Here is a 22,353-nt window from a genome sequence, read left to right as displayed (position 1 = left end):
TTGTTTGGTTAAGTCAATGGCCGGTGACACCAAATGGTAAGCGCGACCGAAAAGCACTACCAATGCCTGCTGTTGAGCAAGTATCAGAAATATGCACGTTGGCTCCTCGCACTGAAACAGAAAAACAGCTGCATCAACATTATCTAGCGCTTCTCCCTGTTGAGCAGTTGGGCGTCACAGCACGTTTTGTGGATAGCGGCGGCAATTCGGTGATTGGTATGCAATTGGTATCGAGACTCAACCGAGCTTTCAATATTAAATTGACCATTGGCGACATCTTTGAGCACGCCTGTATTGCAGAGCTTGCTGAGTGTATCGAAGCGCTAAAACAAGCTCATGATGCTATTTCGGTGGAGACGCAGACTCCAAACGTAGAGAAAGTCAGTGATATTGTAAGCGACCGAGATTTGAGTGCAGCGCTAAGTGATAAATCTATGACGGAGATGGACTTGTAATGATGGAAAACTTTGCAATAAAACAGTGGTTAGATGAGCTGGACCGTCAACAGATTTATGTTTATTTACAGCAGGATAAATTAAAACTTAGAACACCGCTTGGGCAGGTGCCTGAGGGTATTCTGGATAAGATAAAGGCGCACAAAGCTGCGCTTATCACCTACCTTCAGGGGCAACAAAAGCAATCTGCTGCGCTCTCGGCAGCACAGCAAAGAATGTGGTTTATTGATAAATATGAAGGGGGCACTGCGGCATACAACATGGCTGGGCTAGTTAAATTATCGCAGCCACTTTCAGTCACGGACATTGAACAAGCGTTGAGCCGCTTGATAGCTAAGTACGATATTTTGAGAGCACGATTTATCACGGTTGAAGGGAAGGTGGTGCAGCAAATTGAACCTGCTGAGGCGATGAAAATTGCTGTGATGACCGTGGATGAAGAAGCGCTACCCAATCAGCTACCAGAGTCGATTAAAGAGGCTGTGGGGTATCAGTTTGATCTTGCCAACGAGTTGCTGCTGCAAGTGACGGCTTTAGTGAGTAACTCTCACACTGCTTGCCGCTGGTTACTCGTTAACATGCATCATATTATTAGTGATGGCTGGAGCGTGACTATATTTATCAACGCACTGCTGTATGAGCTATCGGAGGCGTGTGTTGAGCTTCCCGATTTACAGTATGTTGACTATGTGCACTGGGAGCAGCAATTAAGACAATCCCCAGACTATCAACAACAATTGGCTTATTGGACTGAGCAGTTAGAGGCATTTACACCGTTTGAATTGTCCACCAGCTATCCAAGAAAAAAAGAAAAGCAGTACCAAGGTGACACGGTTCGTTGTTCGTTTAACGCAGAACAAATACAACGATTAGATAAAGCTTGCCACAGCGATGGCGTAACACATTTTACCGCCTTGCTGGGCGTGTTTTACATCTTGCTTTATCGCTACAGTGAGCAAGCTGATATTACCTTAGGGGTGCCGGTTGCAAATCGTCAGCAAAGCGAGTTTGAAGCTATGCTTGGCTGCTTTATTAATACCTTGCCACTGCGTATGCAGATAAACGGACATCACTCCATGAGTGAGGCGATTAAGGCGCTGCAATACAAAGTATTGCAAGGGCTTAGTAATCAAAACGCTGCCGTGGAAGACATCATTGAAGCGCTAGAGCTACCCAAATCCGCCGCGCATTCCGCCTTGTTTCAAGTGTTATTTAACTACAATGGTGTAGCCAGTAGTAAGGTGTCGGTAAATAACCAATTAGAAGCCGAGTTAATTGCCCTAGATAATGGCACAGCGAAATTTGACTTAACCCTATCTGTTGATGATACAGATGATGCCCTTGTGTGTGACTTTGTTTATGCAACAGGGCTTTATGACCATGCGCTAATTCAGCAATTTGCCGATGATTATTTGGCACTCGTCCAGTGCTATTGTGCTAAAGAGGCGCTGCCGATTGACGACTTGGTGCTCAAATCAACGAACTTACCGACAAAGGCGGCAAATATCAATCACAACATCAGCCAGCCGATGCTTGTGCCGCAAGCAATCAGAAGTATAGCGCAAACTCAAGGTGAGGCGATTGCAGTGGTTGTGCCAAGCACCAATGGCGAAGCATCGCGGGCCCTAACGTATCAGCAGCTACAATCTCAAAGCCTACAAATTGCCAACAACTTAGATGTTCCAGCGTCAATCATTGCGCTGATAACAACGGACGATATGAGTGACATTGTCACTATGCTTGGCGTAATGCAAAGTGGCCGTGCGTATTTACCTATTGATGGCAATATGCCCACTGCCAGAGCGCTACAAATGCTAGCGCAAGCTGAGTGTAATACGGTGGTGGTAAGTGTCGAAACACCCCTTTGCCAAGCGCTACGAGAAGCTGACATCAGAGTGCTTACATATAGTGAGCTGAGCCAAAACAAAGGAGCGCCGCAGCAAACTTATTCACCAAGTTTTGATGATAGCGCGTATGTGTTGTTTACTTCTGGCTCTACCGGTGTGCCCAAAGGGGTTGAGATCAGCCATGGCGCGCTGAGTCACTATTGCAGTAGCATCGCGGCGAGATTGAGTTACAACCAAGATACGCGAGCGGGCGTGGTCACAGGACTTGCCACGGATTTATGCTTAACGGCTGTGTATCCGGTGCTTACTCATGGCGGCACTGTGGTACTCACCCTTGCAAACCAAGCGCCAGAACCGACTGAAATTGCAGCCAAGTTAGTGGCTGAGCAAGTTAACTTGATAAAATTAACCCCTTCTTTTGCCGCGGTGCTGTTGCCTCAATTTGCTGAGCAAAAGCCCGCTATTTCGCAGTGGGTGTTAGGTGGAGAAGCATTAGGTGAGCAGCTTGTTGATAGCATTCGCGTGCTGACGCCAGCAGCGCGTATTTTCAACCATTATGGTCCGACGGAGGCTTGTGTTGGAGTAGTTTGTCATGAAGTGACAGACAGCAGGCTAACCGGCCACAGTTACCCAATCGGTACGCCTTTGGCACATGTTACCACCCGCGTACTCAACAAACAGGGGAAGCCAACACCCGCTGGCATGCCCGGTGAACTCTATATTGGCGGGCCGAGCCTCGCCAAAGGGTATATAAATGCGCCTTCAGAGACCGCAGCTCAGTTTACAAGTAGCTTGCAACATAGTGCCCAATGCGCCCGTTTTTACCGCAGTGGTGATAGCGTTAGGCTGAATGCGAGCGGCGAGCTTGAATTTCTCGGTCGAATTGACAAACAAGCGAAAATTCGCGGTTACCGCGTTGATCTCAATGAAATAGAAGCTGCTCTGTTAGCGCTTGATGAGGTATCGCAGGCAGCAGTCGTGGTGCGCAAGCTCGGCAAGCAAGATGCTTTGGTTGCTTTTGTGGTAAGTGGTGGTGGCAGCCAGTGCGCTGCAACCAATCTGCGCGAGGTGATCCGCCAAGGCTTGAAGCGTCGCTTGCCCGAGCCGATGATCCCAAGTTGGATAGAGCTTTGCCAGCACTTACCCACCCTGAGTAATGGCAAGATAGACCGCCAACAATTACAGTCTTTGGCATTAACTTCTCAAAGCCAAAGTAGTGAGGTGACAAGTGCGTTGCAGCGACAGTTAATCACACTCTATCAAACCTTAACGGGCGCACCAGAAGTGGGGCTGCACGATAGCTTTTTCAGCATCGGTGGTCACTCTTTATTGGTAATGCAATTACTCAATGAACTAAGAGCCCAGCTCTCGGTGGAGGTGAGCTTAAAGCAACTGTTTGCCAATCCTAGCGTATTTGAACTAAGCGAGATACTGGCTAACTCTCAGTCTCAATCTTCATTACCAAGTCTACAACCTGCGCCACCACAGCCCAATTATCCTTTGTCATTTGCACAGCGGCGCTTGTGGTTTGTAGACCAACTGCAAGGGCACAGCAACCAGTATAACCTACAGGGCATATTTCAATTGCAAGGCAAACTGAATACCAAGGCCTTAGAGCACGCCTTTATTGCTGTGATTAAGCAACATCCAGTCTTGGCGTTTAATTATCATCAAAACGCGCAAGGAGAACCGCAGCAAAGCATTAACCTTGATGCTCGATTTACCTTGATTAAGCACGACTGGACAGATAAATCCGCTGAGCAACAAGCACATGCGTTAGAGCAAGCTATCGCAGAAGATTACGCAACCAGCTTCGATTTAAGCCGTGATTTAATGCTGCGCGCCAGTCTTTATCAACAAGAGGCGATGCAGGCTACCCTTGTGATCACCTTACATCATATCGCTGCCGATGGTTGGTCTATTGCGTGTTTGAGTGACGCTTTAAGACAGGCATACAAAGCTGCTCTCAGCGGCGAAACCTTATCGCTACAAGAGGTGCATTACGTTGATTATGTAATGTGGCAACAGCAGCTGGAACAGGGGGAGTTATGGCAACAGGAGCTCGACTATTGGCGTATGCAATTACAAGGTCTGCCCAAGGTTCATGAATTACCGCTAGATTGTAGCAGAGAAGCAAAAACCTCTTTGCGTGGCGCCTTAGTGATTGAGCCTATACCTGCGGCGCTGGTCAGTGCACTTCGAGCGTATCAAACTCGTTCAGGGCAAACCTTATTTGTGTTACTGCAAACGCTATTTTCATTGTGGTTAAGCCGCTTTTCTCAACAGCGCGACGTGGTTGTTGGTACGCCGGTATCAGGACGTCACCTCAAAGCATTTGAAAATATGATTGGTAACTTTATCAATACTTTAGTGCTTAGGAGCGAATGGAGTGAAGACACCAGTTTCACGCAGGCGCTACAGCAAACTCAAGGCTTACTCAACGATGCGTTGCAACATCAACATATTCCCTTCGATGTGTTAGTGGATGAGCTAGACATTGAACGCTCAAGCGCCCAACATCCGCTGCATCAAATCGTGTTTCGGGTAAATAATCAGGTAAATGAAAACCTTACGCTAGAACAATTGGAAGTGACGCCCCGCCAAAGTAAAGTACGCGGTGCCAAATTAGATTTGGAAGTCGCAGTGATAGACGAGGGCGATGTACTCACCGTTGAATGGCTTTATGACAGCAATTTGTGGCACGAAGCGAGTGTAGTTAGTTTCCATCAGCAGTTTTGTTATGTGTTATCGCAGTGTCTTGCAGAGCCAAATACTCCGTTGTCAGCATTGTCATTGTGGCCCGCTGAGCAGCAGTTAGCGCTATTAAAACAGCAGCAAAGTGTTGCGGTAGAAGTGACAGAGCAACAGCCATGGGTGACTCAGTTTAGTCAGGCGGCTCTTCAGATTCCACTACAGACTGCGGTGCGCATGGGAGAGTTTACTTGTAGTTATCTCACCTTAGAAAAATGCGCGAACCAACTTGCTAATAGCTTATTAGAAATGGCATTTGCTGAGCAAAGTCGCATTGCTATTTTACTGCCGTCTTCGAGTTACATGGTGGCCGCGGTGCTGGCAATATTAAAAGCGCGCCATACCTATGTGCCCATTCATCATGACACGCCAACCGATACCTTAGCCTATATCATGAATGATGCAGACATCGTATTGACGCTGGCGCTAAGTGAAGATGCCGAGCGCTTGATTGAAGCCGGTAGTGACTTTTTGTTGCTTGATGATCTGTTCGAAGCCGAGGGGAACTTTGCGTTTTACGATACCTGTTTGCTGGTAGATGAAGACGCATCTGCATTTAACCAAGCCGAGCTTGCCTATGTTATTTATACCTCAGGTTCAACCGGGCAGCCAAAAGGGGTGCCCATTAGTCATGGCAACCTCAATAATTATCTGCGCTTTGCGTGTCAGCGCTATCTGCCACAATCCGGTGATATAACCAAGGCAGTACTCAGTACACCGCTTGCGTTTGATGCGACGGTGACCGCCTTAGTGCCTATCTTAATGCGAGGTGGTGAGCTTGAGTTGCTTCCCACAGGCGCTGAATTGTTGCCCGCCTTACAAACGCAGATTTTTGCAGCTAACGAAGCCAAGTTATTCAAGTTAACACCGGCGCACCTACGCGCGGTATTCGCATTAAGTGACGCACAAACTCATAGTAATGTTGCCCATCGATTTGTGGTTGGGGGTGAAGGGCTGAGCGCAGCCTTGGTTAATAAGCTGATGGATAAGCTCCCTAATGCGCAGTGGATAAACGAATATGGCCCAACTGAGGCAACAGTCGGCTGTAGTATCTATGCTGTAAGCCACGAGTCGCGCCACTTGTTAGCGGGCCACGAAGAAGTGCCTATTGGCCATGCTATCGATAATATGACCCTTGCGGTAGTCGACGAGTTTGGCGAACTGGCTTTACCCAATATGCCCGGAGAGCTTTGGCTAGCGGGAGGTGGGGTGTGTGAAGGCTATATTAATCTCGCGAGTGTGACGCAAACACGCTTTGTTGAGCAAGCAGTGCCTGCGTCTGGTACTTCAAGCATGCGTTGGTATCGCAGTGGCGACAAGGCAAAGTGGCAGGCGAATGCGCGCGGAGAGGCTGACTACCTTTGTTATTTAGGGCGGTTAGACGAGCAAGTAAAACTGCGAGGCTACCGTATTTCTCTTGTGGCAATCGCCCATCAAATCGACGCGTTGGTGCAAGTAAAAAGCTGCGCTGTGAGTGTTGATGAAGCACAAGAAAGCCTAGTGGCTCATGTGGTTTTAAATGGTGAGGCTAAGCTCACACTCGTGCAGTTGCGCCAAGCTTTATCGCAGTCGTTGCCCAGTTACATGTTACCTGCAGCACTGGATATCGTTGCTGATCTTCCACTGACTGCAAACGGAAAAGTAGACAAGCAAGCATTACAGCTTGCCTATCAGGCACAGGCGAAAAGCCAAGAGGTCGCCGAGGTAATTGATGGATCTAAGCTCACAGAGATACAGCGTTATTTACTTGAGTTATATCGTGAGCTATTACCGAGCCCAGTACGGAGTATTAACGATAGTTTCTTTGACTTAGGCGGGCATTCGCTGCTTGCCATAAAAGTGATCAGCCGAGTGCGCAGTGAGCAGCGGCGAGATATCACCTTGCCACAACTCTTTGATGCGCCAAGTGTTGCAGCGTTTGCTGAAGTGATAACCGCAAGTTCGATGATTGCACACAGCAATACCATTGAGCCGGTATCAAGAGCCCAAGCGTTACCTCTGTCTTTTGCTCAGCAGCGTTTGTGGTTAATCGATCAGTTACATGAGCAAAGTCTGCAATACCATATGCCAGCGAGCTATTGGTGTGAAGGTGCCTTAGATATTGACGCTTTAACACAAGCGTTAAGCGCGATTGTTGCACGTCATGAAGTACTCCGTACGGTCATCGTTCCTGCAAGTGGTGATCACGGTGCTGTGCAACAGGTTCGTGATCAAGTAGCCTGTCCTGTGGAATTAGTAGATTTGTCTGGGCTGAATACCGCCGAGCAACAGCAGCGTTGGCAAACATTACAGCAGCAATCGCTCAGCAAGCCTTTTGATTTATGCCAAGACACTATGCTGCGCGTTATCTGTGTACAGTTTAGTCACAACCGATTTGGACTCTTGTTTAACATGCATCACATAGCCTGCGATGGTTGGTCGATGGCGCTGCTTGCCAAAGAATTTGTGGCGTTTTATCGGCACTTTAGTGAAGCGCCAGCGTATTCGTTGCCAGAGCAATACGCTAAACCGCTAGCGGTGCAGTATGCAGACTTTGCCTACTGGCAGCAGCAACAGCAAGATAGCTATCAGGCAGATCTTTCTTATTGGCAAACTCAGTTGCAGCAGTGTCCAGTTGTTCATGAATTACCGCTGGACTTTGAGCGACCACAAGTTCAGTCCCTTGATGGTGAATGCATTCGTTATACTCTTACAACGTCGCAAGTTGAGGCGATAAAAGCGCATTGCCAAGCACAAGGGGTGACCTTGTATATGTGGTTGCAAACTGCCTTTTCGCTGTTGATGCTTCGTCTTAGTCAAACGCAGGATATTGTCATTGGCTCGCCCATTGCAGGACGTGAGGTGAAAGAGTTAGAGGGGTTACTGGGGTGCTTTGTGAATACCTTGGCTATTCGCGCTCGCAAAGTGGGGTCGCCTTCATTTAACGACTGGCTAAGTGAACAAAAACAGGTGATCTTGTCGGCTTTTTCCCATCAGAATCTACCCTTTGAGCAGCTTGTTGATGCCATTAATCCACCGCGCAGCTTAGCGCATTCGCCCATATTACAAATACTCTTTGCACTACAAAATAACGAACAAAGTAACTTCAAGCTACCTCACCTAAAAATCGAGCAACAGCTTGATCTTAAGCCTGCAATGAAGTTCGACTTAGAAGTCAATGCACAAGAATCGGGCAGTGAGATCACGGTGCAGTGGAATTATGCCAAAGCCTTGTTTAAACACACTAGCGTACAGGCGATGGTTGATGCTTTTGTGACGTTAATTGACGCGGCGCTGACAAGCCCTGAGCAAAGTGTGAATACCTTACCATTAGTTGATAGCAAAGTACTCAGCGAGTTAGGGTTTGCCACGCAAGCGCAGCCGCAATCTCCTTGGTTTATCAGCGATAAAATACGGGACTTTGCTCAGCATAGTGCACAGCAAAATGCTGTACGAGATATGACTGGCAAGCGGTTAAGTTTTGGCGAATTGGAGTCACAAAGTAATCAACTTGCGCGTTACTTGATTGAACAAGGCGTAACGGCAAGGTCGCAGGTCGCAATAAGCTTAGCGCCAAGCTGTGAGCAAGTTGTGGCACTTTTGGCAACCTTAAAAGTTGGGGCCGTGTATGTGCCGCTTGACCCAAATGCACCGAGTCAGCGTCAGCACTATATATTGCGTGACAGTAAAGCGACTTGCCTTATCACCATCTCAGAACTACTTCCTAACAGCGCAGAGCTTAGCTGCCGTTTGGTGCTAATGGACACCGCACAGCATTGGCAGAACATGCCTGTAGAAGCGCTTGCGCCGTTAAGTGATATTGATGCGCCTGCTTATATGATTTATACCTCTGGCACTACAGGGCGACCCAAAGGTGTGGTGATCAGCCATCGTAATCTACACCTTTACCTTGAGCATGTTAGCCACAGTTATCTCCAAGGCGATATACACGAGAGTGTTGTCAGCACGCCTTTAGCGTTTGATGCGACAGTAACGAGCTTATGGGGCGCGCTGGTTAATGGCCTTGGAGTTGTATTATTGGATGATGGCGAGCAGTTAATCACAGAGCTTAGTGCGTGTTTAGCGCGTGATGAGGCGCTGCTGTTTAAGCTGACACCAGCCCACTTGCAAGGCGTGCTGGCGCGATTACAACCGAGCAATGCTGCGCACCACATTGTGGTGGGGGGAGAAGCCCTATCTAGCAGCGTGGTTGCTCAAGTTGGGGCACTGCTGCCACAGGCTTATTTTTATAACGAATATGGCCCAACAGAAGCAACGGTCGGTTGTTGTGTGTATCGCTGTAACGGCCAAGATGCGGTTTCCCTTGCACAGCAATCGCAGCGCTTTGTGCCAATCGGTAGCGCCATTCAGGGCACTCATTTGGTGGTGCTGGATCAGCATCAACAGCCGGTGCCGATGGGCATGCCTGGAGAGTTATACATCGCGGGCGATAATGTGGCTCAGGCGTATTTTGGGTTGCCTGAGCTCAGCGCCAGTAAATTTGTGTCATTGTCTTTGAACAATGACTCGCAGCGTTATTATCAGACGGGCGACCAAGTGCGTTGGCTGCTAGATGAACAGGGCAACCCTAGTGTGCTGCAGTTTATTGGTCGTCGAGACAACCAAGTTAAACTGCGTGGCTATCGCATCGAACTTGAAGAAATTGCGGCTCAGCTTGAGCACCTAGATGCAGTGCAACAAGCACATGTGTTACTTAACGAAAGTAAAGATAACTTACTGGGCTGTGTGGTACTAACTACACCATCGCACAGTGATGCCATTTATGAGCTTGAACAGACGCTACACACTCAGATATTAGCCTCGTTAGCAGAGGTCCTACCAAGTTACATGTTGCCTTACAAGCTGTATGCACTGGCTGCTATGCCACTTACCAATAATGGCAAAGTAGACGCGGGAGCACTTGCACAACTGGTGCAATCGCAACTGGCGCAAGTGCTTACAGCACCTTTAGCTCCTATGACTGAACTACAAACGCTGCTGGCAGAAATTTTTGCTCAAGTGCTCAATACTCAAGTTCGAGATATTAACAGTAACTTCTTTGAGTTAGGGGGGCACTCTTTATCAGCAAGCCAAGCGGTTGCCTTAATTGAGCAGGCGCTTGAGGTGCCCATTACCTTAAAAATATTGTTCGAGCGGCCAAGCGTAAGCGCACTTGCAACTTGGTGTGAGATCCATCGTGCAGCCAAAGCAGCAGACGAAAACGGTCAGTCTGAGGAGATGTTTTTGTGATGAATGAACAACAAAGACAGATAGAGGCTTTGATCGCAGAAGCATTAGCAGCTGGCGTGACCTTGTATGAAAAAAACGGTGGCTTGGCATTTAAGCAAACCGCTGGGTTTCCTCCACAGTTAAAACAGCAGGTGGTTGAATATAAATCAGAGATCATTGCCTACTTTCAGCAGCAAAGTCGTGATATGGCGAAACCTTCACCGCACATTATCGCGCAGCCAAATGCGGGGAAGGACTTACCGCTGAGTTTTGCACAGGAAGGGCTGTGGTTTATTGAGCAACTGCAAGGTAGCAAGCAGTATTATATGCCTGCTGAGTTTTTGTTACGCGGCAAGCTTAATATTCAAGCAATGCGCAGCGCTGTACAAGGTGTGGTACAGCGCCACGAAATACTGCGCGCTAGGTTTGTAAAAAATGAACAAGATGGCCAACCCCAGCTGCAAATAACGGATGACGTGATTGCGCCGTTCGAGTGGCTTGATACCAGTGTAGCACCTGAGGAAACACGGCAAGCCTATATTACTTCACACCTTGAGGCCCATCAGAACAAGCCTTTTGACTTGGCTCATGATTGTTTGCTTCGCGTGCTGGTGGTAAGTAATGGCGATGAGCATCACCTTGCTTTTAATATGCACCATATTGTCTCTGACGGGGCGTCAATGGCGCTACTTGCACAAGAGATAGAGGCTGGCTATTGCAAACACATAGGCGCATCTTATACACCGCTTGCAACTATGCAGGTGCAATATAGTGATTTTAGTCAGTGGCAGCGAGCACAGCTAACGCCAGATCGCATCGAGGCACCACTGGCGCAACTAAAACAGCAATTTGGCGAATTAGCGCCGTTGCAGTCATTGCCTTGTGATTTTGTCCGTCCTGCGGTGCAGTCGTTAACGGGGAAAGTATATCGCCAAGCGCTTGATGCGTCGTTATTTGCGGCGATCTCGACACAGGCGAAGTCGCTCCAGCTCACACCCTTTATGTGGCTGCTCAATACCTTTATGTTGTTTATCGCAAGGCTTACGCAATCGCTGCAGGTAGTTGTAGGCACGCCAGAGCTTGGCCGTCATCATCCTGAATTAACGCCGTTAATTGGCTTGTTCGTTAATACCTTAGTGATGCAAGCAAAGCTTGAAAGTGATATGCCATTTAGCCAATGGTTGCAGCAACAAAAAGACCTCAACTTAGCGGCATTTGAATACCGCGATATTCCTTTTGATAAAGTGGTGGAAGCGGTTGGTGCTCCAAGAGATTTAAGTCACCATCCGCTAGTGCAAATATTATTTACACTGGAAACCCGTGATGAGCGTGCTTTTAAGCTTCCGGGATTATCGGTTCAAGAAGTGCAAAAACAACAGGCGGATAGCATAGCGGTAAAATGCGACTTAGAACTCAATGCCGTAGTTGATGAGCAGGCACTTTATTTACATTGGAAGTTTGATAGCCATCTTTACACAGAAGAAACCATCAAACATTGGGCGGATTGTTTCCATACGCTGCTTCAAGCTTGTGTTACAGCCCCCCATACCGCCGTTGGTGAACTTGCGTTACTGAACCAAAAACAGCAACAAGCATTAATAACGGGCGCTCAATGCCAAGCGGCAACTTGGCCTAAGCAAGACACCATCACCAGTTTATTCACGCGCTACGCCGAGCACTTTGCCACACGTACTGCCGTGCAAGATAGCACGACTATGCTGAATTATCGTGAGCTTAACGATCGAGTCAATGCGCTGGCGGTAATGCTGTTACAACAAGGGGTCACGCCACGAACCATGCTGGTGGTGAGTGTATCACGCAGCATAGAGATGATAGTGACCTTGCTAGCAGTGCTTAGAGTGGGTGCTGCCTATGTGCCGGTAGATCCCGACTACCCGCAAGAGCGCATTGAGTATATTTTGGGAGACGTGCAAAGCCCATGGCTACTTTGTGATAACGCTACTCAGGCACAGTTTAGTCAGCTTTCCTACCAGCTAATTAATGTGTCACAGACAGAGCCTCAGGCCAGCCGCGAAGCCCTTAAGCAGCTTGATGCTATTCAGGTTGAGCCGCAAGACTTGGCTTATATGATCTATACCTCGGGCACCACAGGACGACCAAAAGGCGTACAAATTGAGCATCGTCATGTGGTGCGCTTACTTCATGTAGAGCCCAACTTATTCGATTTTAATGAGCAAGATATTTGGACCTTGTTTCATTCCTTCTGCTTTGATTTCTCTGTGTGGGAGATGTATGGCGCGTTACTCTTTGGTGGTCATCTTGTGGTTGTGGATAAAGCGACTGCGCAAGACACTCAAGCTTTTGCTCAGTTGTTGGTTGATGCTCGTGTTACGGTCTTAAATCAAACGCCAAGTGCGTTTTACGCGCTACAAGCCACGCTACTCAATGACAGTCAGCTGGCGAGCCAATGTGCAGTGCGGTACGTGATTTTCGGTGGTGAAGCGTTGCAGCCAAGTAAGCTACAACCTTGGGCACAGCACTTACCAAATTGTCAGTTAATCAATATGTATGGCATTACCGAAACCACGGTACATGTTACGTTTAAGGCGCTGGAGCCTGCGGATCTGACGCTCGGCACCAGTAATATAGGTCGTGCTATTCCGACCACCAGCTGCTATGTGCTTGATGACAAGCAAAGGCTCTTGCCGCAAGGTGCCGTGGGCGAGTTGTACGTAGGGGGCGAGGGGGTTTGTCGGGGTTATTGGCAACGTGACGAGTTAAACGCCACTCGCTTTATTCAAAACCCATTTAGTGAAGCGTCTGAGCAGCGATTATATCGCTCAGGTGATCTCGTGCGCTTAATGGCCAGCGGTGAGCTGAGCTATGTTGGTCGAATTGACGACCAAGTAAAGGTTCGGGGTTATCGCATTGAATTAGGCGAAATTGAAAACCAGTTGCGCCACCATCCCGAAGTGGCTGAGGTCACAGTGCTGTTAAATCGGCAAAACCCAGAAAATGTCTGGATCTGCGCCTTTGTGGTGTTACACAAACAGGTCGAGTTCGACGACATCACTTTAGTCATGCAGCAGTTTTTAAAACAAAATTTACCCGACCATATGTTGCCGGCCAAAGTGCAAGCGGTTTCAGCTATGCCACTGACCAGCAATGGCAAAGTAGATAAAAAAGCACTACTGCAGCAACTTGATACAAGCTTTAACGAAAACACTTATGAAGCACCGGTTGGCGAGCTTGAAACCCAACTAGCAAGCTATTTTGCTGAGACTTTGCAGCGCGAATCAGTTGGTCGTTATGACGACTTTTTTAGACTCGGCGGGCACTCGCTACTTGCTGCAAAACTGGCAAATCATATTCGCAAGACGCTGCAAATTGAGTTACCGCTGCAAGCGATTTTTACGCACTCTACAGTACAAGGTTTAGCGGCTGTACTTGAAAAGCAAGACGCGCAGCTAAGTGCTATTGCTGTGGTGGATAAAACCAATGGCGTAGTGTTGTCTTTTGCTCAGCAGCGTTTATGGACACTAGATCAAATGCAGCAGGGCAGCCAGCAATATCAAATTCAAGCGTTATTGGTGTTTTCAGGGGAGCTTGATCTGAGCGCGTTCGAGCAAAGTTGGCAAAAGGTGCTGTCACGGCATCAGGTGTTGCACTCGGCTATCACCAACACTAATGATGGGCCTAAACAGCACCTTGTGGCTTTGCCTGAGCATTTTGTTACGCTTATTGACGTCTCCACACAATCACCGCTTTGGCAAACTGTGGTTTGGCAGCGCGCGGTACGGGACGACCAAGCGCAGGGTTTTGATCTTAGTAAAGATCTAATGATCCGTGCAACTCTGGTTCGATTCTCATCAGGCTATCATCGTCTTATCGTCAATATGCACCATATTGCTAGTGATGCTCAGTCTATTGAAGTATTAATGCGAGAGCTCACACAGTTTTATGCCCATTACACCCAAGTCAGTGAACTTGCCCATGACTTGATTGCGCCACCTGAGGTGCAATACGCGGATTATGCCCATTGGCATCGAGCACAGTGCCAAGGCGCGCAGCAAAGTGCAGACATGGCATTTTGGTCTGCGTACCTTGACGATGCGCCGCCACTACATCAATTACCGCTCGATACGCCTCGTGGGCAGGCCGTGAACAATAGCGCGCAAGCATTTACTGAGCAGCTAAGCGCTGAAACATGGCAACGGCTACAACAGTTTTGTCAGCGTTTGGGAATAACCCCGTTTATTTGGTTGCATAGCGCGTATGCGGTGGTGCTTGCTAAGTTTAGCCAAGTGGATGATCTTGTGATTGGTGCGCCATTTTCAGGGCGGCATCACCCACAAGTGGAGCAGTTGATTGGCTTTTTCGTCAATGCCTTGCCAATTCGCGTGAAGGTCGATTGGCAGCAGAGTTTCAGTCAGCTACTCGATATACAAAGAGAGCAGATTGAGCAAGTACATCAACATCAATCACTTCCCTTTGAGCAGCTCATTGACCATCTTGGTGTTAGCCGAGAGCTAAGTCACCAAAGTGTTTTCCAGTTGAGTTTTGCGTTTAATCCCGAGCCACAGCACACACCAGAGTTTGTGGGGCTCAGCACGGAAGTTTTAGCGTCGGAAAACGCGCGTGCCAAGTTTGACCTAGAGCTCAGCGCAACAGTAAATGGGCAAGGGTTGAGATTGCACTGGCTATACAACAGTGGATTATTTGAAAGAGAAACCGTAGCTAGCATTGCAGAGTGTTTTAATGTTGTGATCGCGCAGTTACTAACGCAGCCTGATTGCGCACTTGCGGATATAAAACTTTGCAAGGAGCAGAAGCTAGAGAGTCATGCGATTTCAGGCAAATCAGCGCCGGAACACTTTGAGCAGTCAGTGCTTGAGCAAATTGAGCGACATATGGCAGAGCCTGCACAAGCTGAGCGGCTCGCAGTAATTGACACAAACTCAAATCAAACCTTGAGTTATGGTGAGCTTAATGAAAGAGCCAAGGCATTGGCGGCGCTGTTATTAAGTGAAGGGCTGCAACCAGAGCAGCCTGTGCTTGTTGCGATGACGGGCAGCGCAGATCTCATTGTGGCGATGTTGGCTGTGTTAAAAGCGGGTGGATGTTATGTGCCTGTTGACCCTCATTACCCTCAAGCGCGAGTCAATTACATCGCTAAAGACAGCGGCGCAGCGCTGGTTTTAACCAAGTGTGAGTTTGCCGCTCGCTTTGAGGTAGCAGAGTTAGATGATAACGACATTGAGGCTGAATATCGCTCCTCACATGTCATTTGTGTTGATGACGCCAACGTGCAGGCGCGCCTTGCGACAATATCACTACCTCAGCAGTTTCCAAAAGTTAAAGCGGAGCAGCTGGCCTATGTTATTTATACCTCAGGCACAACAGGTAATCCTAAAGGCGTGATGATAGCCCATCAAGGGTTGGCGAATTTATGTGGTTGGCACCGACGAGCTTTTGCGGTGGATAATCATAGCGTAGCGAGTCAAACCGCCAATCCCGCCTTTGACGCGGCAACATGGGAAATTTGGCCTTATTTATGTGCTGGCGCGAGCCTCGTGTGTGTGACAAAAGCGGTGCTACAGTCACCGGCCGAATTAACAGCCTGTTTCAATACACACCAAGTCACGCATAGTTTTATTGCAACGCCAATCGCTCAAGCGCTGCTCACTGAGTCTTTGTTTAACCCGCAAAGCTTGCGCTATTTATTGGTTGGCGGCGATAAACTCGGTGCGCTTCAAGCAAAAGAATACGGATTTACCTTAGTCAATAACTATGGACCCACCGAAGCCTCGGTGGTCGCGACCTCTGGCGTGGTTGCGTTTGACGGAAAGGTGCCAGATATCGGCTTGCCCGTCGACAATAGTCAGCTATTTATTTTAGACCCACAATTGCACGCTGTGCCACCGGGGATGATTGGGGAGTTATATATAACCGGAGCGGGACTTGCCAGAGGATATTTACATCAACCACAGCTTAGTGCTGAGCGTTTTGTTGAGCTACAAGTCTCTCCCTCGCACATGGTGCGAGCCTATAAAACGGGAGATTTGGTTCGCCTGCTTAGCAGCGGCCGTATCGCCTATATGGGTCGTGACGATGGACAAGTAAAACTGCGAGGTTATCGTATTGAGCTGGCCGAAATTGAACAGCAAATTGGGCTGCTATCGAGCGTACAAGAATGTGCGGTTCAGATAACCACAAGCGCGTCAGGGCAGCCACAGTTGCAGGCATTTGTGGTAACAACAACTGAGCCTCAAGTGCTTCAAGCCCAGCTAAAGGAAAGGCTACCAAGTTATATGGTGCCAGAGCATTTGGTTATGCTCGAAAAGCTCCCTTTGACGCCGCATGGCAAGGTTGACCATCGTGCTTTGGCAACGCTTGGTAAAACTCAACAGACTACCACAGTAACCGAGCAAAGCGCGGTCACACCACAGGCTAACAGCATCGTAGCCCAGTTACTGGCGATTTATCGGCAGGTATTAAATACGCCATCGATGACCGCAGAAGACGACTATTTTGCTTTAGGCGGCGACTCTATTTTGAGTATTCAAATCGCAAGTAAAGCCAAAGCACTCAAGTTACCTGTTAGTGCTACCGACGTGTTTACCTACCCCAGTGTTTCGGCACTTGCAGCAAGACTTGCCCAGCAAGATATTCACCTGACTATGGGTAAAGAAAGGCAGCCATTGGTTGGTCAACTCGATAAATTACCAATTCAGCATTGGTTTTTCGCCCAACAATTTGCCAAACCCAGTCATTGGGATCAAAGCGTGTTGGTGAGTGTAGATAAATCCGTCACACCAGCGCAGCTCAAGCAAGTGATAGGGTACTTGATAGCTCAGCACGATGCGCTACGTTTGGTGGTTGCGGATGAAAATACCCTATTTGTACGTGATGGCATTGATATTAAAAAGGTATTTACGGCGCATACGCTTGAGCGTGACGCATGGCAAGCTGAGCTGAGCGAGTTCAGTGAGCAAGTGCTGCAAGGTTTTGCGTTTACTGGCACGCCACTGTTTAAAGCAGTGTTATTTGTTACACCTGACGGCGAAGCCAACAATCGCTTGCTGTTTAGCGCACATCACTTGCTAGTGGATGGCGTCTCTTGGCGTGTGTTACTTGAAGATGTAAGTCAGCTATTACAGCAGCAAACAAACAATGTGCCGCTGGAGCTTCCTGCCGCAAGCGCGAATTTGGCTGAACTTGCCGATTTTTATCGTGAACTTGCAACCGATGAGCGTGGTTTGCGCAAATGGCAGAAGGTGGCTGCACTGGCTGAAACTTCGCACTTATTGAGTCTTAAAGATACAAGCGCGACCCCAACCATAGCCAAAGTTCGCCACACATTGTCAGCAGCGCACACCCGTGCGCTACTGGGATCCGCCAACACCAGTTACGGTACGACGGCGCAAGCATTGCTGCTTAGTGCGCTTGCCTGGTGTGCGCAAAAGCGTGGTGCAGGCAGTGAAGTGATCATGCTAGAAGGGCATGGTCGCGAGTTACTGACGGAGGCACTGGATAGCAGCCGAACCATTGGCTGGTTAACGGCGCTCTATCCAATGCAGTTATTTAGTAATGGTAGCCGCTTGCATGATGTGATTTGCAGTATCAAGGCAGAGCTTGAAAGGAGCGCTAAAGTCGCCAGTAGTTATGGTGCAGCGCGGTATTTACACCCAGAACCAAACGTTCGCTCGTCGCTTGAGATTGATACCCGAGGCTTACTGTTTTTCAACTATTTAGGCCAGCTAGATACAGTCATTGAGCAACAAGGTTTGCTGGGAGATGCTCGTGAGTCGACTGGCACTTTGGTTGCAGAGTCAAACCTCAGTTACTTTGGAGCGCAGCTAACAGCGGCAGTTGTCGATGGTCAATTGGCGTTAACGTTAGAGTTTGACAGCCTGCGCTTAGCATCTGAAGCAGCAGAGCGATTAAGTAAAGAGATACTCGAAAGTCTAATTCAGGTCATCGAGCATTGCCAATCCCAGCCTCAACGTCATTACACAGTCAGTGACTTTGCACTTCTCAGCGGCATTTCTGAACGGCAGTTACAGCGCATACTTGGGCAGGTTGAAGGGGAAGTTGAGGATATTTACCCTCTAACAGGCTTACAGCAAGGCATGTGGTTTCACAGTCAAACGGTACATGAGGCGCACGCTCAAAGCACGCTACCTTACGTCGAGCAAACCAGCTTATTGCTACAAGGTTGTGTGGATATTGAGGCGTTGAGTTACGCTTGGCAGCAATTGATTAAACAGCACAGCATATTACGCTCGGCCTTTATAGATGTTGCTGGCGAGCCGCTGCAAGTGGTCTGTAAACATGCCGATGTGCCACTCAAACTGCTGCACAGCAGTGTCATTGCAGAAGAGCAATCGCAAATAGTGAAATCACAGGCTGCGGTGGAGCTTGCCGAGCCGCTTAGGCTTTCACAAGCGCCTTGTATGCGATTGAAGTTAATTGCTTTTGAGGATGGCAATGTTGGGGTGGTTTGGACTTATCATCATCTCATCATGGATGGTTGGTCGCTGCCGGTATTATTTGCTGAATTATTGGCATTTTATCAAGCCCGTTGCCAAGGTGAGTTACGGCCCATTGTGGTAGATAATTTCCGCGATCATATCGAATATTTGCATACGCATGTTGACCGCGACGAAGCGTTTTGGCGGGAGTATCTGGGTGGAGTTACCGCGCCCACATTACTCAGCGAAAAGGTACTTCACACTGAAAATCACACTGAAAATAAAGCGGCTGGTGTTAAAGAACTTAGTGTGACTTTACCGCAATCGCTGCAAGATGCCGTGACTCGCTTTACAGGCGAACAAGGACTTACCGTCAATCAGTTTATCCAAGGGCTCTGGGCGTATTGGGTGGCAAATTGCTGCAACGAACCGTATGCCTTATTTGGTCAAACCATTGCGGGCAGACCTACAGCGCTTAGTAGAATGGCGCAGCGCGTTGGCTTGTATATCAATACGCAAGCGGTCCATGTCGCGATAGATCAAGCTGCGCGTGTGAAAGATTACCTGCAAGCGGTGAAGTCGCAGCTTACGGCATTGGCGCAGCACCCGCATACACCACTGACACAAGTTCATCAGTGGTCGGGTATTGAGAACGACAGTCCATTGTTTGATTGCTTGTATGTTTTTGAAAATTATCCGCAAGATCCGTTGCAAAATAGCGCTGCGCTGCCATTTATTGCAACAACCTTAAGCGAAGTTGACGAAACACACTACCCATTGACCTTTGTGGTCGGCGTAGGGGCGAGTTTATCGCTCACGCTGAGCTATCAGCAGCAATGCTTTGATGAAGTGTTTATCGAGCAAAGCCTTGCGGCGATGCAGCAGCTGATGTTAGCTGCGACACAACAGCCCGAACAAACACTTGGGAAATTGTCTTGGCAGTCTCAACACGCGCAGTACAGCAAGGCATTGCCTCTACCTACTTTTTCACTGACGCAAGCGGTGCAATATCAAACGCCAAATTTACCAATTCAGCAATTATTTGCTCAAGTTGCTGCTGAATTTCCTGAGCATATTGCTATTCGTGAATATAGTACCGCCTCTGGGGAGGCTCGCTGTTATCGCTATTCACAGCTGGATAAAGACGCCAATCAGCTCGCCCATTACCTTGCTTCACGACTAGAGCCGAGTACAGCCCCCGTTATTATTGGCCTGTGTCTAGAGGCGAATTACCAGCTTATTGTGGCTATGCTTGCGGTGCTCAAATTGGGCGCAGCTTATCTACCAATTGCACCAACACTACCCGAGTCTCGACGTCGTTTGCTGCTGCAAAATGCCAATGCAGCCATGCTGGTTTCTAAAACAGAATATTGGCAGGGTAGCTCGGAGCAGGTGGTGCCTCAAGTCGATTTAGATAGTATTCAGGGCGCTTTGGCTGAGCAGCCTAGTCGTTGCTTTACTGCGCCATGCCAGATTGACGACCTCTGTTATGTAATTTATACCTCGGGCACCACGGGCATGCCAAAAGGGGTGATGGTGGAGCATGCCAGTGTCGTTAATTATGTGCAGGCATTAGCCGCGCAATATGCGATTACGCCAAGCGACAATTACCTGCAATTTGCTAGCATGAGTTTTGATGTGTTTGCCGAAGAAGTCTTTTGTACTTTACTTCGTGGCGCAACCTTGGTGATGGCACCGACAGACGACATGTTGGATCCCAGCAAGCTAGCGCAATTAAGCCAAGATGCTGAGTTAACACTGATGAGTTTACCAACGGCGTATTGGCATCAACTTGCAGCAACTTCAGTTACCTTGCCAAGCTCGTTGCGGATCATCACCATAGGTGGCGAGCAAATGCAGATTGCCGCGCTCACCGATTGGCAGCAGCGCTATGGCGACCGTATTCGAATTATTAACGCCTATGGCCCGACTGAAGCAACCATTTCTGCAACCCTTAATGATGTCACACACTTCAGCGGTGCACGCGTGCCAATCGGTCAGCCCGTCGCTGGTTTGTCTTTATATTTACTTGATGAGCAGCTTCGAGCGGTGGCTACCGGTGTGGAAGGGGATTTATACATTGCAGGTATTGGCCTTGCCAGAGGCTATCTCAATGACGAAGAAAAGACGCAGCAGGCCTTTATCATTGAGCCAAATAGCAGCCAGCGACTTTATAAAACTGGCGATCGCGCTTGCTGCTTAGCCTCAAATGAATTGCTGTATCTAGGTCGTGGTGATGACCAAGTTAAAGTGCGCGGTTACCGCATCGAATTGGGTGAGATTGAGCGGCAACTTCAGCTGCTAGACGAAGTTGCTGCTTGTGCTGTGGTGGTGCGTGAAGATAGCTGTAACAACGCGCAATTAGTGGCATTTGTGCAGCCAACGCAGCATACGGAAGTGAATGATGCAGCTCTGCGAGCGCAATTACGCGCAGTACTACCCACTTACATGGTCCCTGAGTTGTTTCAATCAGTTAGCCAACTTCCGCTGACAACGAACGGCAAAGTCGATCGCAAACAGCTCATTGCGCTGGCCGGATCATACACTCCGCCTCAACCCTTGCGGCAAGAGGCTAAGCTGGAAAGGCTTACACCACTACAAACTCAATTAGTGCAGCAGTTTGCTAGTCGTTTGCTGGTGGATGGAGTGTACCTTGACGATAACTTCTTTAATTTAGGTGGTCATTCGCTATTAGCGATGCGTTTAGTGGGTGATATTAATCAGCACCTACAGCTCAATTTGCCACTGTCGGCACTTTTTGAGCATCCGACTGTGCGTGGGCTCAGCCAGTATATTCAAGCATTGAGGGATAGTTTCGGCGAATGTCATGGTAAACCTCAATCGCTTGAAACCTTAGTGTGTTTGCAAGAGGGCGAGCTTGGGTTTACACCAGTGGTGTTGATTGCGGGAGCGGGGGGTTGGTTAATGGCATTTCATGCGTTAGTGAATGGGCTTGATAGCCGTATACCCGTTTATGGCTTGCAGCCAGAGGCGCTACTAGCCGAGGAACCCGAGACGCTAACCTCGATTAGGCACACCGCAGCGTATTACTTGAGTGTATTAGCAGGCGCTGAACTTGGTGAGCAAGTGCATTTGGTCGGACATTCTTTTGGCAGCTTTATCGCCTATCAACTTGCCACTTTACTTGAGCAGCAAGGTCGGATTGGCTGTTCGGTAACTGTGATTGATACGCCTGTACCGAGCAATCCAGCGCTTAACTTAGATGAAGCGCAAATCGCACAAATGATGCTGGATAATCTGATAACGTTTTTTCGTCTCAGTGTCTCTGATGCTGAAATCAGTGCCTATAAGCAAGGTGATGCTTCAGCACGCATTGCCTATCTCAATCACTGGATACATCAAGCTGGATTTAACTTTAGTGATGTGCATTTACGCCACTTTCAACAAGTTTTTAGTGCCCAACTGCGAGCAAATATTGAGATGCCGTCTATGCTTAGCGACACCCTAATCTGCGTTGTAAAAACGCAGCAAACGCAAGAATTTGAAGGCCATCCTGTGAATAAAGACATGGGATGGAAACCATTTAGTCACACTCTCTCTTGTTATGAAGTCAAAGGAGATCATTTGTCCTGCCTGCAAGCCGAGCAAGTAGGGCAGTTGGTTAACATAATTGAGCGCAACTATGTGTTGCACTAG

At 48.4% G+C, this 22,353-nt stretch carries 3 protein-coding genes (1 of these 3 cut by a window edge); all 3 read left to right on the top strand.

The window, feature by feature from the left end; translation table 11 throughout:
- Tightly spaced (each overlapping or abutting the next), the 3 genes in view from QSH61_RS16635 to QSH61_RS16625 form a layout consistent with a single transcriptional unit that may run on beyond the window.
- Positions 1–455, top strand: partial view of a non-ribosomal peptide synthetase/type I polyketide synthase gene (locus QSH61_RS16635; protein WP_206473031.1) — the end only. It extends 9,472 nt beyond the left edge of the window; only the last 455 of its 9,927 coding nucleotides appear in the window; its start codon lies off the left edge, out of view; it ends in the stop codon at positions 453–455.
- Positions 455–10,282, top strand: coding sequence for a non-ribosomal peptide synthetase (locus QSH61_RS16630; protein WP_206473032.1), 9,828 nt, complete (start codon positions 455–457; stop codon positions 10,280–10,282). Before QSH61_RS16635 ends, QSH61_RS16630 begins: the two co-directional genes overlap by 1 nt.
- Positions 10,282–22,353: a non-ribosomal peptide synthetase gene (locus tag QSH61_RS16625; RefSeq protein ID WP_206473033.1), complete on the top strand. Its 12,072-nt coding sequence runs from the start codon at positions 10,282–10,284 to the stop codon at positions 22,351–22,353. The genes QSH61_RS16630 and QSH61_RS16625 overlap by 1 nt, the downstream gene beginning before the upstream one ends.

It is taken from the genome of Pseudoalteromonas sp. JC3, from assembly GCF_030291895.1.
Taxonomy (GTDB): Bacteria; Pseudomonadota; Gammaproteobacteria; order Enterobacterales; family Alteromonadaceae; genus Pseudoalteromonas.
The sequence above is the reverse complement of the archived record's forward strand: the minus strand, read 5'-3'. Positions and strand labels throughout refer to the sequence as shown.